This window comes from Mesorhizobium sp. M0159 (genome assembly GCF_040322295.1).
In the GTDB taxonomy this organism is placed as follows: domain Bacteria; phylum Pseudomonadota; class Alphaproteobacteria; order Rhizobiales; family Rhizobiaceae; genus Mesorhizobium.
The window spans coordinates 22,624-42,287 of the sequence record NZ_JAMYTF010000025.1; the positions used below are offsets into that span (position 1 = coordinate 22,624).

The 19,664-nt window shown below is 60.4% G+C and carries 12 protein-coding genes; 3 read left to right on the forward strand and 9 right to left on the reverse strand.

Going from position 1 to position 19,664, the window contains the following annotated elements:
- Positions 1-4 precede the first annotated feature (4 nt).
- Positions 5-1,360, forward strand: coding sequence for a hypothetical protein (locus NKJ32_RS22230; protein ID WP_352828948.1), 1,356 nt, complete (start codon positions 5-7; stop codon positions 1,358-1,360).
- Positions 1,361-1,371: 11 nt separating this feature from the next.
- Entirely contained in the window at positions 1,372-1,641 is a 270-nt protein-coding gene (locus NKJ32_RS22235; protein WP_352642708.1) for a hypothetical protein, read from the forward strand.
- Between the two features lie 97 nt (positions 1,642-1,738).
- Here the strand turns inward: NKJ32_RS22235 and NKJ32_RS22240 are convergent, their stop codons facing one another.
- The 5 genes from NKJ32_RS22240 to NKJ32_RS22260 form a co-directional block, all read right to left on the reverse strand.
- Positions 1,739-2,215, reverse strand: a complete 477-nt coding sequence (locus tag NKJ32_RS22240; RefSeq protein WP_352642710.1) for a Mu transposase C-terminal domain-containing protein — start codon at positions 2,213-2,215, stop codon at positions 1,739-1,741.
- A 370-nt stretch (positions 2,216-2,585) separates the two neighbouring features.
- A complete protein-coding gene (locus tag NKJ32_RS22245) occupies positions 2,586-3,434 on the reverse strand; it encodes a phosphoadenosine phosphosulfate reductase domain-containing protein (protein WP_352642712.1) in 849 nt (282 codons plus the stop codon).
- Positions 3,431-6,772 carry a hypothetical protein gene (locus NKJ32_RS22250; RefSeq protein WP_352828950.1) on the reverse strand — a complete coding sequence of 1,114 codons (3,342 nt, stop codon included), beginning with the start codon at positions 6,770-6,772 and terminating at the stop codon, positions 3,431-3,433. The genes NKJ32_RS22245 and NKJ32_RS22250 overlap by 4 nt, the downstream gene beginning before the upstream one ends.
- Positions 6,769-7,704 (reverse strand): DUF4007 family protein, encoded by a 936-nt coding sequence (locus NKJ32_RS22255; protein ID WP_352643505.1) that lies wholly within the window; start codon positions 7,702-7,704, stop codon positions 6,769-6,771. The genes NKJ32_RS22250 and NKJ32_RS22255 overlap by 4 nt, the downstream gene beginning before the upstream one ends.
- Before the next feature lie 41 nt (positions 7,705-7,745).
- The gene (locus NKJ32_RS22260) at positions 7,746-8,879 is read right to left on the reverse strand and encodes a cysteine desulfurase family protein (RefSeq protein WP_352643503.1); all 1,134 of its coding nucleotides are present in this window, start codon (positions 8,877-8,879) and stop codon (positions 7,746-7,748) included.
- Between the two features lie 130 nt (positions 8,880-9,009).
- Between NKJ32_RS22260 and NKJ32_RS22265 the strand changes: the two genes are divergently transcribed.
- Entirely contained in the window at positions 9,010-9,462 is a 453-nt protein-coding gene (locus NKJ32_RS22265) for a hypothetical protein (RefSeq protein WP_352643501.1), read from the forward strand.
- Here NKJ32_RS22265 and NKJ32_RS22270 read toward each other — a convergent pair.
- From NKJ32_RS22270 to NKJ32_RS22285, 4 genes are all read right to left on the reverse strand, one after another.
- Positions 9,450-14,780, reverse strand: a complete 5,331-nt coding sequence (locus NKJ32_RS22270) for an FtsK/SpoIIIE domain-containing protein (RefSeq protein ID WP_352828952.1) — start codon at positions 14,778-14,780, stop codon at positions 9,450-9,452. The genes NKJ32_RS22265 and NKJ32_RS22270 overlap by 13 nt on opposite strands.
- On the reverse strand, positions 14,777-16,321 hold the full coding sequence (locus NKJ32_RS22275; protein ID WP_352642559.1) for a hypothetical protein: 1,545 nt from the start codon (positions 16,319-16,321) through the stop codon (positions 14,777-14,779). Before NKJ32_RS22275 ends, NKJ32_RS22270 begins: the two co-directional genes overlap by 4 nt.
- A complete protein-coding gene (locus tag NKJ32_RS22280) occupies positions 16,321-18,135 on the reverse strand; it encodes a hypothetical protein (RefSeq protein WP_352828954.1) in 1,815 nt (604 codons plus the stop codon). The genes NKJ32_RS22275 and NKJ32_RS22280 overlap by 1 nt, the downstream gene beginning before the upstream one ends.
- 268 nt (positions 18,136-18,403) lie before the next feature.
- Positions 18,404-19,660: an endonuclease/exonuclease/phosphatase family protein gene (locus NKJ32_RS22285; protein ID WP_352642563.1), complete on the reverse strand. Its 1,257-nt coding sequence runs from the start codon at positions 19,658-19,660 to the stop codon at positions 18,404-18,406.
- Between the last annotated feature and the right edge of the window lie 4 nt (positions 19,661-19,664).

Consider the following 19,664-nt stretch of genomic DNA (forward strand, 5'->3'; position numbering starts at 1 on the left):
AGTGATGGCAAACCGTGCACTCTTCATTTCTCTTGTGAGCATGTTTCTCGCGGTCTTCCTGTCCGCCAGTCCTGCTCAGCTCGCCGACAGTCAACCTTGCGCCGTGCCTGAAGGAACCCCATTCAGCAAGGCCGCAAGCATCAAGATCGAATGCTCGAGCACGAGGCCCTTACAAGGGGGCGCAAAGAAGCGAGAATTTGTCGTCAAGCTTCCGTCTCTGTCACAGCAGCCGCAGCAGAAATATCCCTGGCAGGCCATCGATCCGCTCAAGGATCCCTCTGCTTATGTGAAGGCACTGCTGGACTACGGTATCAAGGACAATCAGAATATCGACTGGCGCATCGAGGATGATCCATCCAACGGCTGGTGTCACGCCCCATGGTTTCAGGATGTGCGCGAGCGCCTGCGAGGCATGACCGCAGAGCGTCACTCACGTTCGAACGAGCTTCACGCGTTGCAAGGGGAGGGGCGGCAAAATTGGGCCATCGGCTTCTACAATTCGGCTGCATGCCGCAGATTGGCTGAGGTCTGGCAGGATCCCGCTTTCCCGAAAACAAAGAGTTTTGCGTTTCCCGATGGCAGCTATGCGATCAAGGTGCTCTTCACTCAGGCGACACCTTCCGAAGTGCCCTATCTCGCTGGCTCTTTGGAGTGGGATGCAGCAATAGGCGATGCGGGCGAAGTGGCCACGCTGCGGCTGCTTCAAGTCGACGTTGCGGTAAAGGACAGCCGCATTCCGGGAGGTGCCGGTTGGTTTTTCGGTACGTTCATGTATGACGCCGGCACTCCCGGCAACACGCCCTTTGAGAGGCTTGTACCCGTCGGTCTGACGTGGGGCAATGATCCCACGCTGACGGCATTTCAATATGAGCAGCAGGGCAAGACCGTGGCAGAGGCATGGGTCAATGCTGCTGTGGCTGAGAAGTTTTTTCCTTTGCCACGGCACAATCTGGGCCTGTTCGGCCGGCTGAATGGGCCGGTGGACAATCCGAGATCATCTTGCATCGCCTGCCACGGGCAGGCGCTCGATTGGGGGCGAGCAGTCCCGAAAGGAAGTCTTGCCGAGCGAAACGCTCAAATGCTTCTACCGGGCCCCCCGAGCAACACGTCCGACGACGAAGCTCTCGGGCGCTATTTCATGAACCTTGGGACTTCGTCCTCGGTCCAGGGCACGCAGCCCCTTGATTACTCGCTGCAGGTGGCAAAGGGCATCGAGAAGTTCCGCGTGTGGGTGCGGGCAAAGTACCCAAGCATGGTTAATCTTACGACTGATGTTCCAAAATTTGCCTTTCCGACTGATCCTTTCGAGGCCCAGCCGGCTACCACGCCTGAACCATCCGTCAAAATTTTCGCTCGTTAGGGAGTCCGATCATGAAAGATACGATCGCTGAGTGGGCGCTGTGGCTCTCAATCGCCTCATTTGTATTGTATTTGGTCACGGCCGCAGCCCAGGTCATCGCGCAATTCAAATCTGCCAATGGTGCTGCCCAGACAGCTGACGCAATCCCTAACGTGACAGGCTTCTTTGTTGTGCTCAAAGATCTTGTCGAAGCGCTTTCAAAGGCCAGCCCTTCGTTGGTGGCACTCATTGCTTCGATCGCTTATTTGGCGATGGCGGGTTTCGCCAGCGGCGTTTGGTAGGGCCTGAGACAATATGCGGACCGGTGCGGGCGGGGCCTTGCAGTGCGGCGGCGCCGGCGGTCAGGTGGGAGATTTGATCGTTCATATTCACTCCAGCTCAATCTGTATCCTCAACAAAGGGTACAGGTTTGCTGGAGTCGACGCCGCGGAGCGAGCCCAATCCTCGATCATCCACCTTCGATTTCGAAGAAGCCTTCCCGCGTCTCGCAGCCGCCGTCTTGATGGTTGCCGCCTCGACCAATTCTCGCTGCGCGATGGCTGTTCGGACGATGGCGCGGGTGTCGACTTCGCGACGCCCCTTTGCGCGTAGGGTACGCCGGGCGGTCAGTGCCTCGTGCAGCGTTATCGAGGGCAGGGTCACATCGGCATAACGGGCCTCCACGAAGTTTCCTGATGGCCGCCGGACAAAGATGCGCGCCATGTCGCGCGGATCGTATTTGACAAGCAGACGTTGATCCGAACGCCCCACATCGGCGCTCAGTGCCGACGACCAGTAGCGCAGGTTGAACAGATGAATCCCGTCTGGCATCAACGTCCGCTCCTGCTCCGGCAGGAACGTCAGCCAGAAGCGCATTCGATCTTGCGGCAACCGAAGCGGGATTTCGCCCTCGTGCTCCCGCCACACCGCGATCGGCGGGCGGTCCAGACTGCCGTGGATCGATTGATGGTAGGCGCCGACGATGTCGAGAGCGATGTAGCGCTCGAGCTCCCTCAGAGTCAGTGCCGCATGTCGCTTTGAGTCGTAGTCGCCCAGCTCCTGTTCGTTGCTGAACGTTGTTCCGGGTAGGAGATGGCTCTAAGTCCCCAGCAGCCTAGCATCAAGCGAAGGTGTCAAGAACCTCCCCACTGACTTCCGGCCCAATGCCGGTGACTTTGCCGTGGACAGCTCTCTGGCAGTGGTAAATGCAAGGGTCGCCACGGCGGTCACGCGACACCTCATCCTGTCACTTGTGGCAGATCACACATCCTGCCGCAGCCTCGTCAATTCCGTAGACGTCATCGATCGTAGGCACAACATTGCCGGCGAGCGGGTTCACGCGGCGCCGCGCCAATAGTCGCGCGCGGCGTTGCTCGAACTCGCGCTCGATCTCGTCAATACGGGCCGGCGCGCTGAGCTCGTCTAGGCCCTCTCCCTGGCTCCAGGTGAAGGGTGAGCCGTGATCGCGAGCGGTCTTCTCATATCCCTTGGCCTCGTCGAACGCGTCGGGGTGCTCGCGCATCAATCGCACCCACTCGATTTTTTGCTGGAAGAAACAGAATGTGCACCCCGAGCGAGTCCGCCAGCGATAGTAGTCGGGTTCGCCCAAGCCGGCGCTCTCGAGCGTTTCGATCACGCCAGCCCTGCTGATGCCGTCCTCCCGCAGAGGGAAGTGCACCTGCATGTTGCCATGGGTCGCCTGATAGCCCTCGCGACTGGGTTCATCAGCCCGGATGGCCACGTAGGAATGTACGACAACCCCGGCATCGAGGTCTTCGCGCAGCCACTGCTCGAGCGGACGGAGCTTGAGCTGCCGCGTGCACCACCGAGTTTTGGGGGAGGGCAGGAAGTGATTGTATTCCTTAAGCCAGAAGTCGAAATCCCGGTCCGGATTAAGCCGGGTGATCGGTTTTCCCAAGAACCCCTCAAGCTTGTCGAGGAACGAATACACCTCTTCCAGCTCCTTGCCGGTGTCGGTGAAGAAGTATTCGAGATCGAGCTCTGGCCGGGTCTGCCGCATATGGACGGCGAGGGCCGCGCTATCGCGACCCCCCGATATCCCAAGGATATGACGCTCACGCACCAGATTTGTCATGCTGGCTCCAATCCCTTGCCTTCGGAAAGGCGTTCTACGATGCGCGCGAGAGCGGCAAGCTCCACGGCCGGCCTCATGCCCCTTTGGCGAAGCTGCGCCATCAAGTCGTCTGCCGCCATGTCTGCAGCCGCAAGCTCCTGTTCTGACACCTGGAAAGCGTGAAAAAGAGGCTTCTCCTTTGGATCCAAGCCTACCATCACCGAAATAGCCTGGGAGGTTGGGGACCGGTCGCGAACCGCGGCGAATGTCTCTGCCTCGCGAAAGCGCAGGGAGAGTTTGGCCATTTCGAACATGGCTTGTTCTTGTTCGCGGTCAGACCAGTTACGGGGCGGCTTATGAACGAGCAGGCTCGCTAATCCTTCGATGTCGCCGCCATTTCCCTCGAAAGCGCCGGCACGCATGATGAAGGCATCGACGCGCAGCTCAGCCGACACGCCAGACGCTGTAGACGACCGCGGCCCAATTCCCTCAAAGGTCATCGGGTCGACCCCAAGATGCTCGGCCAGGCTCGTGCGGAGGGTCTCCAGCATTTTTGGATAGGCCTGTTCGGCCTTGTTCAGTGCGGCCACCACGCTGACCCCGGGATCGGGCTCTCCCTCGAGGGCGGACGCGAGGTCTGAAAACAGCAGCGCTTCAGGGTCGCTGGCCTTCAGCACAATGTCCCTGACCTTACGAACATTTTCGGCCAGCGTCTGAGTGCGCTGCGCCCACAGCGGAAGAGCATGGAAACGCTGATAGAGCGCCGATGCGACCGGGAGGGCCTTCGCTTCAACGGGGCTTGTTTCGGTCGAAAGAAGCGCGGCGAGCTGCTGGACGAACGCGTCATCGCGCTTGGAGCGCGAAATCCGGCGGAACTCGATGGCTGCAGGATCCTGCAGAATGCGGTCGGCGACGATATCGTCGATGGCAGGCTGGAAAGCGCCGTCGACGTAGACGGCGACCGCGTTTCTGTGCGCCAGCAGATAGGACAATACCAGTACGGGCATCACGCCCCGCTTGATGCCATATGGCCGCGCTGCCCAGGTGTCGAAGAGTTCGGCCAGGTTCACCCGCTTCTCACCCAGAACCGTCCAGGCAGGCTTCATTGTCTTGCCCGCCTCGGCCTCCGCAGGATCGGCGAAGCGCCACACGCCCTTGTCATCCTGCCGATGAAGACCCAATGGCCGAACGATCGTTAGGTAGAGCCCGCGCTCGACCGGGAAGTTCTCGATCCCGAGGTCTGCCACGTCCGACTTCGAAACCATGGCATGCATCAAGGTCCTCAGGCCCGCCATGGCGGCAGTCGAGGGCTTATCCCGGTAGAGCAACTCCGATTGGATGACGGGTGCGCTGCTGAAAGCAGTCGTGGCAAGGGCCGACGCCAAGACGGTCAGTTCCCTGCCATCGAGTTTCTTGCCGGATGCATCTTTTGCGCTGTCACCGAATGCCCACCAGCGGGCCGAAGAGAACGCCTTCAGCAAGTCGCTGCGTACAATCTCGGCGATCAACGATTTACGTGCCGACAATTCTCGGCGGGCGATCCGATCACCCTCGAGCTGCGGATGCGTCTCTTCGATGCGATCCAGGGCATAGAGGTCGCTCGCATGATCCCTAAGCAGATAAACCTGCTCACTCGCGGCCACGCCGGCCAGGACTCCTAGGTTCTCCAATTCGACACTGAGCTGCTTGGCGGCGACCTTGACTGGCGCTTCGAAGCTTCGCGCGTCGGGCAGCAGCATAATGAGAAGACCCGCCGACCGCCGCTTCGTCTTGGCCAATGCCGCAGCGGTCCTCTTGGCCCACGCAGCGGGACTTTGCGGGCTCTCGTCGGCGAACTGAATGACAACGTCGAACGTGCGCAAAGCACCGGTCGCAAAGTAGTGGCTCTTGGCTGCGATCGGCCCCACGCCAAGCCGTGATGGCAAATCAGCCAGAACATCGGCGTCGAGCTTCAGCGCGACCTTGGAGATGGCCTCATCGAGGTCGAAATCGCTGCCGGCGAAGAGGGCATATCCACCAAGCCGCGGCTGACGGATGAGGATCGCACGGTTGACCAGTTCGTCGATCGCCGCCGTAACGTCGGCCTTTTTCGCCTCTGGCGCGCAAAGAGATAGCATGTCGTCGGCAACCGCGAGCCCAGAGCCATTCCTGAACAGCTCGACGACCGCCGCGGCCTTGGCGAGCTTGCCAACCAGCGGGCCATAAAGCGCCGCTTTCTCTACGGCCTCCATGGCCAGTGTCATCCGATTGCTTTCGGGACCAACAGAAAGGGCGCTGCCAAAGTTGGCAACTAAGTAATCCCAAAGCTGATCCGGACCATACCAGGCGTTTCCGTCGACGTCGGCCTGCGCCAAGTGGGCCTGAAACCCGTTGGGTTCCGACGAAGAGAGAAAGCCGAAGACGCTCCGCTCATTTTGTGCAAACCGTTGGCGGGACACCGGTCCCAGCAACAGAGCGGAGACCGGGTGCAATGGCCATGTTTGCGTAAGGATTTCAGTCAGCCCGGCGACATCGACCGGGCGACGATGCGAGATCGCTACCGCCGTCAGGCCAGCGATCGCTTTGGCGCTTGCCGGAGCTTGGTCGCTACCAATGGCGCGAGCGATAAGCGCCGCGACCTCGTCGGCCTGCGCAACGAAGGGCACGTTCTGGTACCGACCCTGGACCTTTGCCCATTCGTTTCGACCAGTCCGGCTCAGCCGATTGGCATATTGCTCAAAAGACTGATGCAAGATGCCGACGACGACCAGCCGACCGTCAGAGCGGGCTGCTCGCTCTGCGAGATCCTGCAAAATATGCACGTCGCCGGCAGAACTCGTCGCGTGCTCGAGGAATTTGCCGAGCTCGTCGATGACGATAAGCAACCCTCCCTTGTGACGAGCACGCGCTTCCAATTCGTCGATAAGTGCTCGCTCGTCGCGCGCTGCTTCCCGCGTCGCTTGAGGCCACTCAAATTGCTCCGCAGCCGCGTCCGCCAAGGCCCCTGCCAGGCTCGTGCGCCGGCCGGTCAGTGCAAGCACATCCCACGAGCGGCCCCGCCCAGGGAACGCAGAGGAAAACTGCTCCGCCAAGTCTGGCCCAACTATCCCTTCGGCGAGCGCGCGTTGCTTCTTGTTGCCAGCGACCAGATTGGCAACAAGCAGCGCCGCACAAGATTTGCCGCCGCCGTAGGGGCCGGTCCAGGTGAACGCAAACTGCGACCCTTCCGCGACCCCCGCTAGCATGGCTATCAACGACTTGCGCACGCTCGCCTGCAATACGTATCCCGTGAGCGGCGGCGTGCCGTTGAGATCGGTGTCGACCCTAGCGGACAGCGCGAACCGGCGTTCGACCTTGACGATGTTGGCGAGCTTGGTCATCCCGATCTCCGCCCACGGTAACCGGCTTTGACGAGATCGAACTCGTCGATTTCCTCGAGACGGCCTGCTAAAGCGACCTGACGGAGGCCCGCGGTGTCGGTCCACACCATTTTCCCGCCGGTTGCGTCCCCGATGCTCATCAGGCGTGCGACGAGGCTATCCTCATCCAGTTTGAAGACGCGCCCGGGGGAGCCGGGGTCATACTGCACCTGCTCCACCGAGAGGGTGGGGGATAGCGAGTGGTGACGCTCCCAGAACTGCTTCAATACCAGCGCAAATATGCTTTCTTCCAGCGAGGGCTTCTGCCCGCGGACGAATTCGAGTTGCCCGGTCGAGCGCTGCTCGCGCAGCAGGCCGAGTTCGACGAGCAGCGGTTCTACCGCGTCTTCCCCTGCGTCGGCGTGACGCGGCGCATAGCTGCGAACGAACACTTCCACGTCGCGCTTGAGGGTCTCGGCAGTTGCTCTTGCGGTCGCGCGCGCTTCAACGATGGCCGCCATGGCCCTCACGAGATCGTCTCGGGTAAAGGCAATCTGATTGAGCAGGTTGAAGGCGTAATAGAACGTCGTTGCGGCGTGCGGCTGACTCACAAGATGGGCATGCATCAACCACAGGGTCGACGGATGCTCGAGATATGGGTCGAGCCCGGTGCCGTCCGTGAAAATCAATCGCCCTAGAGGGGTGGCATGAAGATGGGTGGGGCTATCAACCAGGATCTTCGTCGCCAGCGCCCAATGACGCATCGAGAGCGCCATATTCTTGCCGACGCCGAAGGTGGCGATTGCGTTTTGTTCCTGAAATGTTCTACGATCGACTCCATCTGGGCCGGACGCATGATCGAACGCCTTCTTCAGCCACAACAGCCGAAGCGAGAAGGTCTCGTGGCCCGAAACGCGAATCGCGGTGGCCGGATCATAAAGGTCGTTCAACATGGGAGTGGATGCTACTGGAGACGGTCGCCAGTTGGCAATCCTTAGCGGCCGACTATTTCCGAAAGCGCGATCGCGGCGTCCGTGGCGTCCATCTCGGTATTATAGCGGGAAAAGTATAGACGAACAGTTTCCGCTGCCTGTTGGTGAGTAAATCCCATCTCAAGGAGCACATGCGAGGCAGTAATCTGCCCGCTCGTGCAAGCTGATCCTTCGGAAATCGAAATCCGATCCCCGGCTTTCGCGATTATCGACATCGCGCCATTGCCGGGGAATCTCAGACTCAAGCTGCCTGGCACGCGTTGCCAAGCAGGAACATTTTCGATGAATTGGACTTGCCTGTTGCGCAACTCGTCTAGGAACAAAGCCGACAAGCCCGTTGAATGGACGGCGTCCGCTGCGAGCCGCGCCCTGGAGACCTTGGCGGCGGCGCCAAATCCAACCACGAGCGGCGTCGGTACGGTCCCAGGACGGATCCCAGCTTCCTGACCGCCGCCGAACAACAGCGGCAACGGGCGGAGTGGAGCGGCAGATGATATGAACAGTGCGCCGATACCCATTGGGCCGTACATTTTGTGCGATGATATGCTCGCAAGGTCGAAATCCGAAAAGTCCAATGGAAGCTTGCCCAGCCCTTGTGCAGCGTCGACATGCACGAGCGCCCCCGCCGAACGAGCAATACGAACGACATCGGCGAGCGGTTGGATGGATCCCACCTCGTTGCTGACCGCCATCACCGATACCAAGAGCGTCTCGGCGTCGACCAGCCGTTCGAGCGCCGAAATATCGATGACCCCGTTCACATCAACCGGCGCTTCAATGATGCGGAAGCCAGCACTGCGCAGCGAGCCCGCGGCCGACAGCACGCTCTTGTGCTCGATGGCAGATACGACAATGTCACGCCCCCCGAAGCCACCTTCGAGTGCGGCGAGGGCGATGCCCCTTATCGCGATGTTGTTCGCCTCGGTCGCCCCGGAGGTGAAGACGAGTTCCTGTGGATCAGAGCCGATGAGGGAAGCGAGTTGCGAACGCGCAGTCTCAACGGCCTGTGACGCCAACATGCCACTCACGTGAGGCGAGTGCGGATTGCCGACCTGAGCATGCCACCAAGGTGCCATTGCTTCCATCGCCTCTGGCGCCAGCGGGGTTGTCGAGTGGCCATCAAGATAGATCGGCATAAACGCATGTGACTCTGTCTTCGGATCAAGCTCAACCTAATCCGGAACGGGGAAAATTCGAAATCGGCTCACGATCGAGGCTCAGGCAATTTGCTGATAGCATACAGGGCGAACAGGAGATGCGTATCCCATGACTGAAGGCAACGACGTCAACGTCAAAGAAATCTACAAGGAGCAATACGCCCACTTCAGAGCGATGAACGACATCCTCTACAAGATTCCCCCGCTGTTCTCAGTGGCAATCGGCGGCTTGTGGTACTTCGCGGCATCCCAGCTCAAGAGCGATCGGCTCATCGCCGTCGGCATTTTCCTGTTCGCCGCCGTCGTGAGTGTGGCCAGCGTTTTCATCATGGGTCGCTTCAGCCAGGCTTTCAGCCTCTACATCACCAATTTGAACAAGCTCGACGGCGACTACGCCGTCTCGCTCAAGAACAAGGACAAGAAATGGCCGCCCTCAACGGTAAAGATCATTCAGTTTCTGTTGTGGGTCGCGGCCGCGATGTCGTGCGCCGGGGTCATCTATGCCCTCGTCCTCCTGTTCGCTCCTGCCCCGCCTCCGGTTTTGCCAGCTCAGCCGTCCTGAGCAGCGATAGCCGACACGACGTCTTCTATATCCTCATCGGACAGGAATGGTGCCTGTGCGAAGACGGTCGAGGCCTCGCCGCTCAGTCGCGCGGCCAGGTGCCCGAGGCCGAGCAGGTTCTCGGCGCCCTTCATTCCGAGGGCGATCTCTGAGGTTCCGACGCTCGCGACCTTGAGGATCAGCCGATTACCGAGATTGTCACGCAGCTGAACAGGCATGACTCCGGCATCGGGCCGTTGTGCCGCAAAGACGAGGTGAATGCCGGCGGCTCGCGCCTTCACTCCAAGTCTGGAAACGATCGAGGTGACGGCACCCTTGTAATCCTCGGTCAGCATCCATTCGGCGAACTCGTCGTGGATGAGAAACTTCATCGGCAGCCGTGCTTCTGGCGTGGCCTTGATGTTGAACGATCGAATGTCGCGAGCCCCGCTCTGCCTGAAAAGCTCGTACCGCCGGTCCATCTCGACGACGAGCCCCTCCATCATTTCGATCGCGGCCGCTTGGTCAATGATGATCCCACCCTTCACATGCGGCAACCGCTCGATAGCGGAGTAGTCGACGCCCATTTTCGGATCGATCAGGTGAATGTGCACCAGGCCACTAGGATTGGTCGCTGCGATGTCGAGGATCAGGGCCTGGATCAGCACCGATTTACCGCTGCCAGTCGCGCCGGCAATCAGCGTGTGCGGGTCGTGTTGTGAGACGCCAGCAAAGGGACCGCCCAAGTTGAGATAGAGAATTTCTCCGTCCAGCTCGCGCAGGCCGAGAAGGAAGCTCGTGTTCAGACCGGCGGCGTTGCGGTTCAGGGCGCGGCGCTCCCAGAGATCCCACATTGAGACAATCTGCCGCTTTGCTCTTGCCACGCCCACTACGATCTCGCCGGGCAGTGGCGAGATCGAGATCACTCTCAGGCCATGCGTGGTCAGAAGGGCCGACTGCTTGGCCTCGATGTCTTCAACGCGCAGGCGATCGCTGCCGACAAATCGCACCAAGGCGGCGTTTGGCGTCAATCGCGTCCCCGCGATCTTGGCCTGCAGATTGTACCCCATAAGGGCCGTACGCAGCCGGCCGGCTGTTGCCTCGAGCCATTGTTCGTCCTCGTCAGCCGCAGACTGCACCTGTCCCGCCCGTCGGGACACCATCCCGGCAAAACTCTCGTTGTCCCCGGGAATCGATCCTTCCACCTCCTGCTCCTCCCGATCAGGCGGAGTGGCGTGGGAAGCCGAATGAGGACCAGCCTCATCGGCATCGGCAAGAGGCGCTGTATCGGCACTTCCTTTGGGCCCAGCCGGAAGGGGCGTGGGTGTCATTGGCGGAGGGCTCGGCGGCGGGGCGTCCGGTTCGGGGCCGGCACCACTCGCCGCGTTGCTCCTGGTGGTCCACCGAACGCGCGGCGCTGGCGCGCGGAACTCAGATGTCTCCCACGGCCTGTGATCCCCTAAGGCCCGCCTAATCGGCATCAATGGCTCAGACGCCTCATAGGCCTTGATCAGTTGCCGCAGACCTTCGCGTGTGTAGATCTCCTGCAGTCCCCGGACCTCGGTCACTTCGTCCTGATCGCCGGGGGAACCACCCGCGTCTGCGGGTCCCGAGACAAAAATGTGGGAATAGCCCTTTAGATCGATTTCCACCGTGCCGTTGCGGATGCCGTTCCTCACCTCCTCGAGCGAAAAGCCTGCGGTTAGAGCCGACGGCTCATCGAGCAGGATGTCCGCAAGACGCGAAAGCCATAGGTCACGGTCAAGCCGTCCCGGATCGCCGAAGAGCGCGTCCTCGATCCGGCGCATCGTTTGTCGTAACTGCTGGCTGGAATGACGTTTGGCTTCCGCCAGGCCACTGGCCTCGACATATTTCGCTTCGGTCACCACAGCGCGAAGCCTGGGGCGCCCATCGGGCCCCGGGTCGACGCTGAGCGCAAGAATGTCGGCAATCCCTTCCTCTCGCTGGCCCAGCCATTGTGCGTAATCGTCGAGGAGGAACCACGATGCCGGACGCTTCAGAAGCTCCTCAGCAATAAGCGCACGACTGAGGACCAGGCCTATTAATTCACCAGCCGATACGCCGCGCTTGGCCGCACGCAGTATGACATCTCCAGAGATGGCCGTCGCGTCGGCGATCATCTTCTGGGCAAGCGCCGATAAACGGTCGTCGCTAAGCCCTAGGTTGAGTTGATCGAGGCGTCGACGGACAAGCACCGGAAGGACACGCAGGTCGGAGGTCGAGGACACCACCATGTTGCGGCCGTGCGTCCGTTCGCGCCGATATCGGATGACCTTGATGCCCTGCGCCATGAGCTGCCGCTTGTCGAGCAGGTCGTCATAAGTGGCGACCCACTCGGCCAGGCCGTGAACATCCTTGAACATGGCCTCTAGGCCATGGTCCTGCAGCGAAATCTGACGCGCGGGCAGGTAATGCTCGTTGTCGCGATGCGACTGTTTGCGGATCACGGCCGCCAGTGCGTCGAGATAGGACCAGCCGACCCGAGGTTGGCGGGGCGAAACCAGATAGCTTGTGGCGGTGAGTTGCTCTTCTCCAACGACCCGGCGATACGACCAGCGAGGCGGCACGTGGTCGGCGATTGAGGGGGCCATGTCGTCGTTGCGCGGGACAGAAAACCAGGCCTCCTTGGCCTGACGCGATACGACATCATGCAGGAACGCCACGTCCACGCTGCGCTCGTCAGGCGCCCGGCGCCCCGTGCTGCCCTCAAGCATCACCCCGATTCTGAGCTTCGACATGAAGTTGAGCGACGTTTCACTGACGACGATTGCGTCGGGGTCGTTGCCGGACTGATCCAGGAGATCGGTATAGACCTTGTTGAGCTTCGAGCGGTCTCGATGGCGGACGAGGACGTTGCAGTGGACCTCGTCTTCGTGAACTGACCCCAACGCGTTGACCGTGGCCAATGGAAGGCCAGCAGCATCGCAGTTGTAGAGCATGATGCTCAGATTGGCGCGCTCATGCGGCTGCAAGTCGAGATAACGGCCGATCAGCCCGCGGATCTCACGCGCAGCCTCGGCCGGATCCACATCGGTGGATGCTTCCGAGGGATCGCGAACCGGCCGTTCCATGAAGCTGTAATCGTTGAGTGTGCTCGTCTCCGTCAGGAGAACCGCTTCACCCCCCGTGAAACCCGGTACTGCCTCGGGATAGTAAGGGTGCGCGAGTTCAGACCGGAGATCGGCAAAAAAGAGCCGCTGGTCGCCGAAATTGACTTCCTCCGCCTTGAGCAGGTGATCAATCAGGCCGCACAGACATCGCATCTTGACTGCCGTTGCGGCCATCCGCATCGGGTGCCAAGGTGCTACGATCGCGGCCGGCGTCGAACCGGCAATCTGAACCGTGCCGATCCTGAGGATCGGTTCCCACAGGTCCCGCCGGTTTAAGTCGCCTGGCGCCGAGCTACGAAGTTGCTCAAGCAGCCTTGCATACAAATCGGCCTGTTCGAGCTGAGGTGTTCCCCCCATGCCGTTCGTCCGCCAATCTTCGATGGCAGCCGAGTAGCCCGCGACGAAGGCAGTCCATGTCTCTCCAAGATCCGCGCCGGCAGGCGGCGTCATACGACCGCCCGCGACGGCTGCCTTGATGGCCCTGGGCAGGGCCTTGCTTAAGTCTTCGACATTGGTCGATCGTGGAACCAACGATCCCGCATCCTGGCGGAAGGAGGGCTGTAGAGTACCCACGTCGGCGAGCGACACCGACTGCATCGCCCCCTTCTTGCTGACCAGCATGCGTGACACTTCGGCAATGCCGAATGGGTTCTTTTCGAGCCGGGCCAAGTCGTCGGGCAACGCCAATCCGATCGCGTTTGGCTCGGCCCGCCAGATCAACTGAACCGTGTTTTTCTCCGCACCCGGGCCGCTTCCTACGGTCAGAGTGAGGTCGAACTTGATCTGAATGTTTGCGCGCGACGTCGAGACGTTCTCGCGGAATTTCCGGCTCTTGCTTGCGGCTTCGAGCAGCGCCTCGAACTCGAAAATGTGCGGCGTGTCCCAGCTAATCGCCTGTGGGAGAACCTGACGAAGGGCCTTGTACTTGAGGCTGAAGGCGCGGGCTACGTCCGCATTCATGTCCAGCCATTGCGTCTTGGTCCGGCGTGAAGACCGGATCTCGATCCGGCGAGGCATCTTGAGCGTGCCGAGCTGGGCAAAAAGCCGCTCGATGCTGCGGACCAAGCCATCGAGGAAATCCGTGCACTCAATAGGGCGTCCGTAGACGAACTTCTCCCATTTGGCGCGCAACTGCCTGTTGGCCGCCAGATCCTCCCGATGAGCTTCGAAGAACTCGCGGTCGTCCTCTCGCGATTCCTTGAGGGATCGACCCTTGAGATCGCTGAGATACGCCTTGTCCGGATCGTTGAGGCGATCGGGACGCTCGTAGTCGAAAAACTGAGCGGTCTCTTCCGGAAGCTTCAACTTCTTGAGCTTGAGGCCCGAGAAGATGAGAAGGATATTGTCCTGTTCCCACTCGAGCTCAGCGAGTTTTTCGGTCGCCTCCCGCCACCCGGCTGGCGAGTCGACGAATGCCTCGATCATCGGGTGCAGCTCGGCGGCGATCTCGTCTCGAACCGTCTCGAACTGATCCCGCAGCTCGTCGGCTTCGATCGGCTGGCGGTTGGGCCGCTGCTTGGAAAGCAATGGTCGACGGTCAGTGATGAGTTTGTCGTAAAGGCGTCTCCAGCGGCTTTGCTGCTGCAGGTCCTTTGGCCGCTGCGAGCGGAAATATCCTGTGTCGCGCGGCAATTGCAGTGCAGGTAGCGCCCAGCCAAGTGCGTCCGCCACGGGCAGCGACATACTGTCGATCGCGTCTCGCGTCATGGCAACATAGTTGCTGAGTTGCGCGAGTGGCCAGTCATCGACACTGGACAGGGCCTTGAGGGCTATGTGCCATGCTTCGATGTGCTCTTCCGGCAGCCCAAGACCATCGGACGCAGGAAACACCCAATAGGCGGGTCCTTCCTTCAGTTCCTTGGCGCCGATCAGCGCCACATCGTGCAATGAAGCGCCCTGATCATCGTCGGTGTTCGCGATAAGGAGCGCGGGACGGTCGCACTCGGCATGCCGCCACGCCACGGTCCTCTCGTCGGTGATCACGGAATCGGGCAGGCCCTGGCCATCGACGAGAGCGCGGGGCACGGCAATCTTGACTTGCGACTGGATCGAAGCGTCAGAAACCAACTGCCTGACGATCGCGGCAACCTGCGGCCCGGTGAGACGATCGAGCATGAAGCGAGCTGTGCCGCTGTCGGCTCCGAGACCCTGCAGGCGCTCTTGCAGCGCCGCAGCCCCTGCCGTGCCGATCAGATCGAGAGCGTTCATGCTCGCACCTCGCGGCGAAACGGATTTTCGACGTAGGCGGCCGAGTCCGACAGCCGGTTGAGCAGGCCGAGGCTAATCAGCCGTTCCTCCAGTCGCCGCGCATTATCGGAGAAGTCTTCCTGATCGGCTTTTCCGGCGCCGATGATGCTCGCTGCCTGTTGATCTCCGATCACAAAGCCATAGCGGTCGTGCATCGCGGCGAGGAAGTCCTTGAACTCCATTCGCTCGCTCACGCAGCAAACAACCAGCGTCTTGAGCAGCCGGTCGGTCGGTGCGTAGCGCACGCGGCGGCTTGAGCGACGCGAGCTCAACCCGATCTGCCGCGCCCAGGTCGAATGCACCTTGCCTACATGTTGCGCGTGTCTGGTTTTCGCCCTGCCGACGAGCTCGTCGATCAGGTCGCCAGGATTGCTCATCCCGGTCGGTAGGTCGTCGGGGTCCGGCCAGTCGAACTGGCGTCCCAATACCTCCGCGGCGCTGAGGACGGCATCGTCCGATGTAACGGCGTGCTGCCACTCATGAGAACTTTCGGCACTGCGGACGTAATGCTCAATGGCAAGACCCGGCAGCGCATTGTTCGCCTGAAAGGAGTCCGCCGCAAGGTCACGGATCACCGTCTTTCGTGGCGATACGATCTCGCAAATCATCGTGATGGGCACCGAGTCCAGCAGTTCTCGCGCCCGGTCAAGCTGGTACTGAACAAGATTGAGCCCGGTGATGGTTACGATGTGCGGCAGAGCGTCGAACACCGAAATCGGGCTGTCCAGAATAGCGATCCAATCCTCGGCAAGTTGATCGAAGATCGGGTGGGTCGAGCAGGGCAAGTATGAACCCGGCCGATCACGCTCGGCAAGTTGTGGCTCCCCTTGCAGCGCAGCGACCAACCGATCGTAGACGGTTGGCTGCTCAAAGAGCTTTGCGACCAGTCGTTGTTTGAGCTCGGCGGCTCGCTTCGACCGGCAAAGCATCAGGTAGAGAACTTCGCCGGTTCGAGCGAAGAAACGTCTGTCGGTCGAAACACCAGACGCCGTCACAGCGGCATCCTCGTAAAGCGCGCTGGGACCGAAGGGGAAGACGAACTTTGAACTCCAGCGTTTATTGCTGGTGCCTTCGATGGCGGACGACTGCAAGAACCCCACCACAGAGGCGAAGTCGTCGAAGCTGTCGAAGCGGCCACGGAGGTAACTGAAGTCGCGGCTCTCAAGGCCGCCGGCGTTCTGTTCCATCAACTCCAGCCATTTGGTCCAGGCTGCATCGTCGGAAAGCTTTTCGGCCCCGATGGTCAGAAGGTAGGGATTGTTGAAGATGAGATTGCGCAGTCGCAATTGCGTCTGCGGACGATAGGACAGTGCGTTGAACTCCTCTTCCGCCAAGGCGCGGCCGGCAACGTGCTCCGATCGGAGCACGCCAAGGAATTCAAGCACAATTAGCCAGGGCGTCTGTTCGTCATGCAGGCGATGCCCCCAGATCGCTTCATCGACCCAGAACGCGGGTCCAGTGCGATCCTCATGGGAAATTGGGCGTTTCAGGATCTCCATCATCAGAGCCTCACCGTCACACTACGCGATGATGCACGACCATCAGAATTGAGGTCGATGAACTTGAGGACGATCCCGTCACTGCGATCGTCACCGTCAAGGAACCGCCGCCGTTCGACGGCGCTCAGAAGCCGTGCCTTAAACGCAAGAAGGTCCTCGTGGCACTCGAGCGAAAAACTCGTAGGCAATGCGCCCTCGGCCACACGGCCCAAGAACTCAAAGCGGGTCGTCGACAATTGCAGCGTGACTTCAGGCGGATCATCACGCGCAAGCCGAACCACCAGCTTCATGCCTCCATCCCCGTCACCGAGCAACGCCACTTCCTCGCCAGCCCGGCGGGCGACGGACACGAATTCCTCCAGCAGAGGACTGGTCCTCGACTGCGATTGGCTTCCTGAACTTGCAAGGACTAGCTCGTCCTGGTTCTGGATCAGCATGCCGGTGAACACCCGGTTCAGCCCGCGCATGAGCATGGGCATCACCTGCCGCGGCAATGCTCGTTTCTCGGCCAACGCGCGACTGGTCTCGAGATAGAGCCCGGCGTACCGAAAGACGGTCAGGTCCCAGAGGTCCAGCGTGTCTGCCAGGTCGTCTGAGATGGTAAAGAACAACCGCTGACGCTGCCCGCGAAGGAGCCCGAGAAAACGGGCGACAGCGTTCGGATCGTCGCCCTCGAGGTAGGACTGTTGCGCCCGTTTATAGGCTGGCGTCTCGCCGTAGACCTGATCGGTTTGCACCAGGGTTCTGTAGGTTTCCACCAGTGCCGGATCGTCGGCGCCGTAGACCAGCATATTATCGACTTTGTTGCTCGTTTCCGAGCCGATGCCGAACAGGTTGAGCTTGCGAAAGGGTTCGGTTCTTTCTGCTCGGCTTGGTTTCAAGTTGCCGCCGAACACGTTGCGGTAGGGACTGGCTCGCTCCGCGGTTCCCGCAGCTGCCAATTCGACGACATCGGTGCACGCCATTAGTCCGTCGCGTGCGTCGGGATGGCCAAGAATGATGTTCGTGACGAGGGATAGGACCTGCCGGATGGTAAAGTGACCACCATTATGTTCGCTAGCTTCGACCAGATTGCCGAGCCGTCGCCGGAAGAGACGATTGTCGTGGGTTCCGACCAGCCGTTCGCGGTTCTCGCGGATCGGACAGGTTGCCCCATTCATCGCCGGACAATCCGCGCAGCCGTCCCAACCGGGGTGCAGCGTCACCGCATCGATGACCTGATCGATCATCACGGCGGCGGCAGACCGACTGAGATCCCTCAAATCGAGCTTAATCGCAGAGTTCCCGCTGCGGCCAACGACCAGGAGATTCTCCACCACCTCGACAAGAGCGCTTGTCGTCTTGTCGCTGCAGGCGGTCTTCATCTTTTCTAGAAGCTGGCCATGATTGGCCGCCATCAGATAGACCCTGGGGGAATTGGGGTCTGCGACATCCCACGCCATCTGCTCGATCAGCGGTTTACTCTCGTCGGAGCGAAGCTCGCTTAGGTCCTTGACGACGATGAGTTGGCGAGACCCCAAGCTGAGGCGCTGGATCTTCTCTCCGCCATTCCAATCTTCAATCGTGCCTCCAAGCTCTAGCCACACGCGTCGGCAGTGATAGGTCTTTCCGTCGCCGGCGGTGCCCGTGAGGATAACGGACTGGCATTCTTCTGACCTGAAATTGTCGACCAACCATGCCAGATGCTGGGCCGGCAGCTCGATTGGCTGCATCTTCAAGCGAGCCAACGCCCGCTGAATGGTCTCGTCGTACATATTATCGTTGGTCGGAATGGGTCCGTAGTTCCGAAGAAATCGGATCCAGTTGTTGGTCGGCATGCGCTATCCCCCCACGACTGCCGCCTCGCGCTGACGACCGTCCTGGAATTCCAGCGCAGCCCCATGAAAATCAGTCAGTTGCAGACTACTGTAGAACTCGTGAAACGCAACAATACAACACCGAGGGGTCGGCGAACGCCATCTCCTCACCCCTTCGCGGCAGGGATCCAAAGATTGGGGCCCCGTTAAACGCAGGGGATAAGACGTCCTTATTCATCTGTGCGACCATGAAACCGGCCAAGCGAAGAACGCGCCGAGTCTCTCAGACCTAAAAGCTAAAACTTGCGATCAACGGGCAATGGTCTGCGATGCCGAGCAGCGGCTCGGGATTGTCTTTGTTGGGATGACGACTCCCCCCGAGTCTTCCAATCGAGGTATGCGTCGCATCACCTCGAGGGACAAGGCCCGGTCCCAGCAAGATGTGGTCGAGCCCGATGGGATTTCGGCACCCAAGATAGGTGTGAAACCTCAAGACATCGACTTCTGGCGTATCAAGTGCCCGCGTCTCACCCATCCCGCACAGAAGCTTCCCAACCTCATTGAGAGGACACAGCTCCTTGAGCATCGTGAAGGCGCTCGATGCAGGCTTGCCGTCGATGACTTCCTCAAACAGGGAGCTCACGCGCACGCCGGCGGGGAGTGGGGTTGTAGGGTCGCTGCCATCACTTCGCACCGCTCGGGAGTCCTCAAGCTCGTGCCAGAGGTTGCGATTGAAGTCGCCCAGCAGGATGGTCTTGTCGGTGACCGCCGTCTCTCGGTCGATCCAGGTCTCTAGGGGGACGATCTGGTCGTGCAGGATCTGGCAAGCGGACGCATCTCCAGCCAGTGGGTTTCCACCGATGGGGGAGACGCAGCTCGATTTCAGATGCACATTGAGGACTTGCAGACGCGTTCCGCCGATATCGATGGCCAAGGACAGCCCTGGCCGGGGCTGATCCTTGGGTGGCCTGACATCTTTGAGCGTCAGAGGGTCTTCGGTCGCGCAAGCGATCTGGCTGCCCAGAGACCTCTTCCATGCGATGGCAAGACGTTGGACCTTGAAGGTCGTGAAGGAGCAGACCTCCCAATCGGCAGCGCCGTTTGGCAAAACCTCAAGAACAGCTTCTTTGCCGCTTACTTCCTGAAAGGCGATGATATCGGCCGGAACGCTGTTCGCGATGAAATTTTGTATTTGGGTGCGGCGTTGCTCGTACGCGGCGAGTGTGACGCGGACGGTGGCAAATCCGACTCCCTGCTTATTGGCTCCGTAGACATCGCAAACAGGAAAGCGGGCGGCATCCCAACCCTCTATATCGAATGCGTTGATGTCCCATCCGAACTGCGCACCGATCTGTGTCGATGGGCGGTATCTTTTTGTGGCCAGGTCCAACTCGTAAGTTGCGGTGCAGGCTTCGATCCAGTCCGTGACTGTCGCGCGATCCATGTGCCAACCCAGATTCCAGGTGGCAATGCTGATATCACGCGCGGCAGCCGCGCCCGCCAGACTCGAAAACAACAGGCTCAGAAGCACAAATAGGCGACGCATCAAT

Excerpts from the sequence above, each read along its gene's own strand:
- NKJ32_RS22230 (WP_352828948.1), top strand. The coding sequence starts at position 5 with ATGGCAAACCGTGCACTCTTCATTTCTCTTGTGAGCATGTTTCTCGCG.
- NKJ32_RS22235 (WP_352642708.1), top strand. The coding sequence starts at position 1,372 with ATGAAAGATACGATCGCTGAGTGGGCGCTGTGGCTCTCAATCGCCTCA.
- NKJ32_RS22240 (WP_352642710.1), bottom strand. The coding sequence starts at position 2,215 with ATGCGCTTCTGGCTGACGTTCCTGCCGGAGCAGGAGCGGACGTTGATG.
- NKJ32_RS22245 (WP_352642712.1), bottom strand. The coding sequence starts at position 3,434 with ATGACAAATCTGGTGCGTGAGCGTCATATCCTTGGGATATCGGGGGGT.
- NKJ32_RS22250 (WP_352828950.1), bottom strand. The coding sequence starts at position 6,772 with ATGACCAAGCTCGCCAACATCGTCAAGGTCGAACGCCGGTTCGCGCTG.
- NKJ32_RS22255 (WP_352643505.1), bottom strand. The coding sequence starts at position 7,704 with ATGTTGAACGACCTTTATGATCCGGCCACCGCGATTCGCGTTTCGGGC.
- NKJ32_RS22260 (WP_352643503.1), bottom strand. The coding sequence starts at position 8,879 with ATGCCGATCTATCTTGATGGCCACTCGACAACCCCGCTGGCGCCAGAG.
- NKJ32_RS22265 (WP_352643501.1), top strand. The coding sequence starts at position 9,010 with ATGACTGAAGGCAACGACGTCAACGTCAAAGAAATCTACAAGGAGCAA.
- NKJ32_RS22270 (WP_352828952.1), bottom strand. The coding sequence starts at position 14,780 with ATGAACGCTCTCGATCTGATCGGCACGGCAGGGGCTGCGGCGCTGCAA.
- NKJ32_RS22275 (WP_352642559.1), bottom strand. The coding sequence starts at position 16,321 with ATGATGGAGATCCTGAAACGCCCAATTTCCCATGAGGATCGCACTGGA.
- NKJ32_RS22280 (WP_352828954.1), bottom strand. The coding sequence starts at position 18,135 with ATGCCGACCAACAACTGGATCCGATTTCTTCGGAACTACGGACCCATT.
- NKJ32_RS22285 (WP_352642563.1), bottom strand. The coding sequence starts at position 19,660 with ATGCGTCGCCTATTTGTGCTTCTGAGCCTGTTGTTTTCGAGTCTGGCG.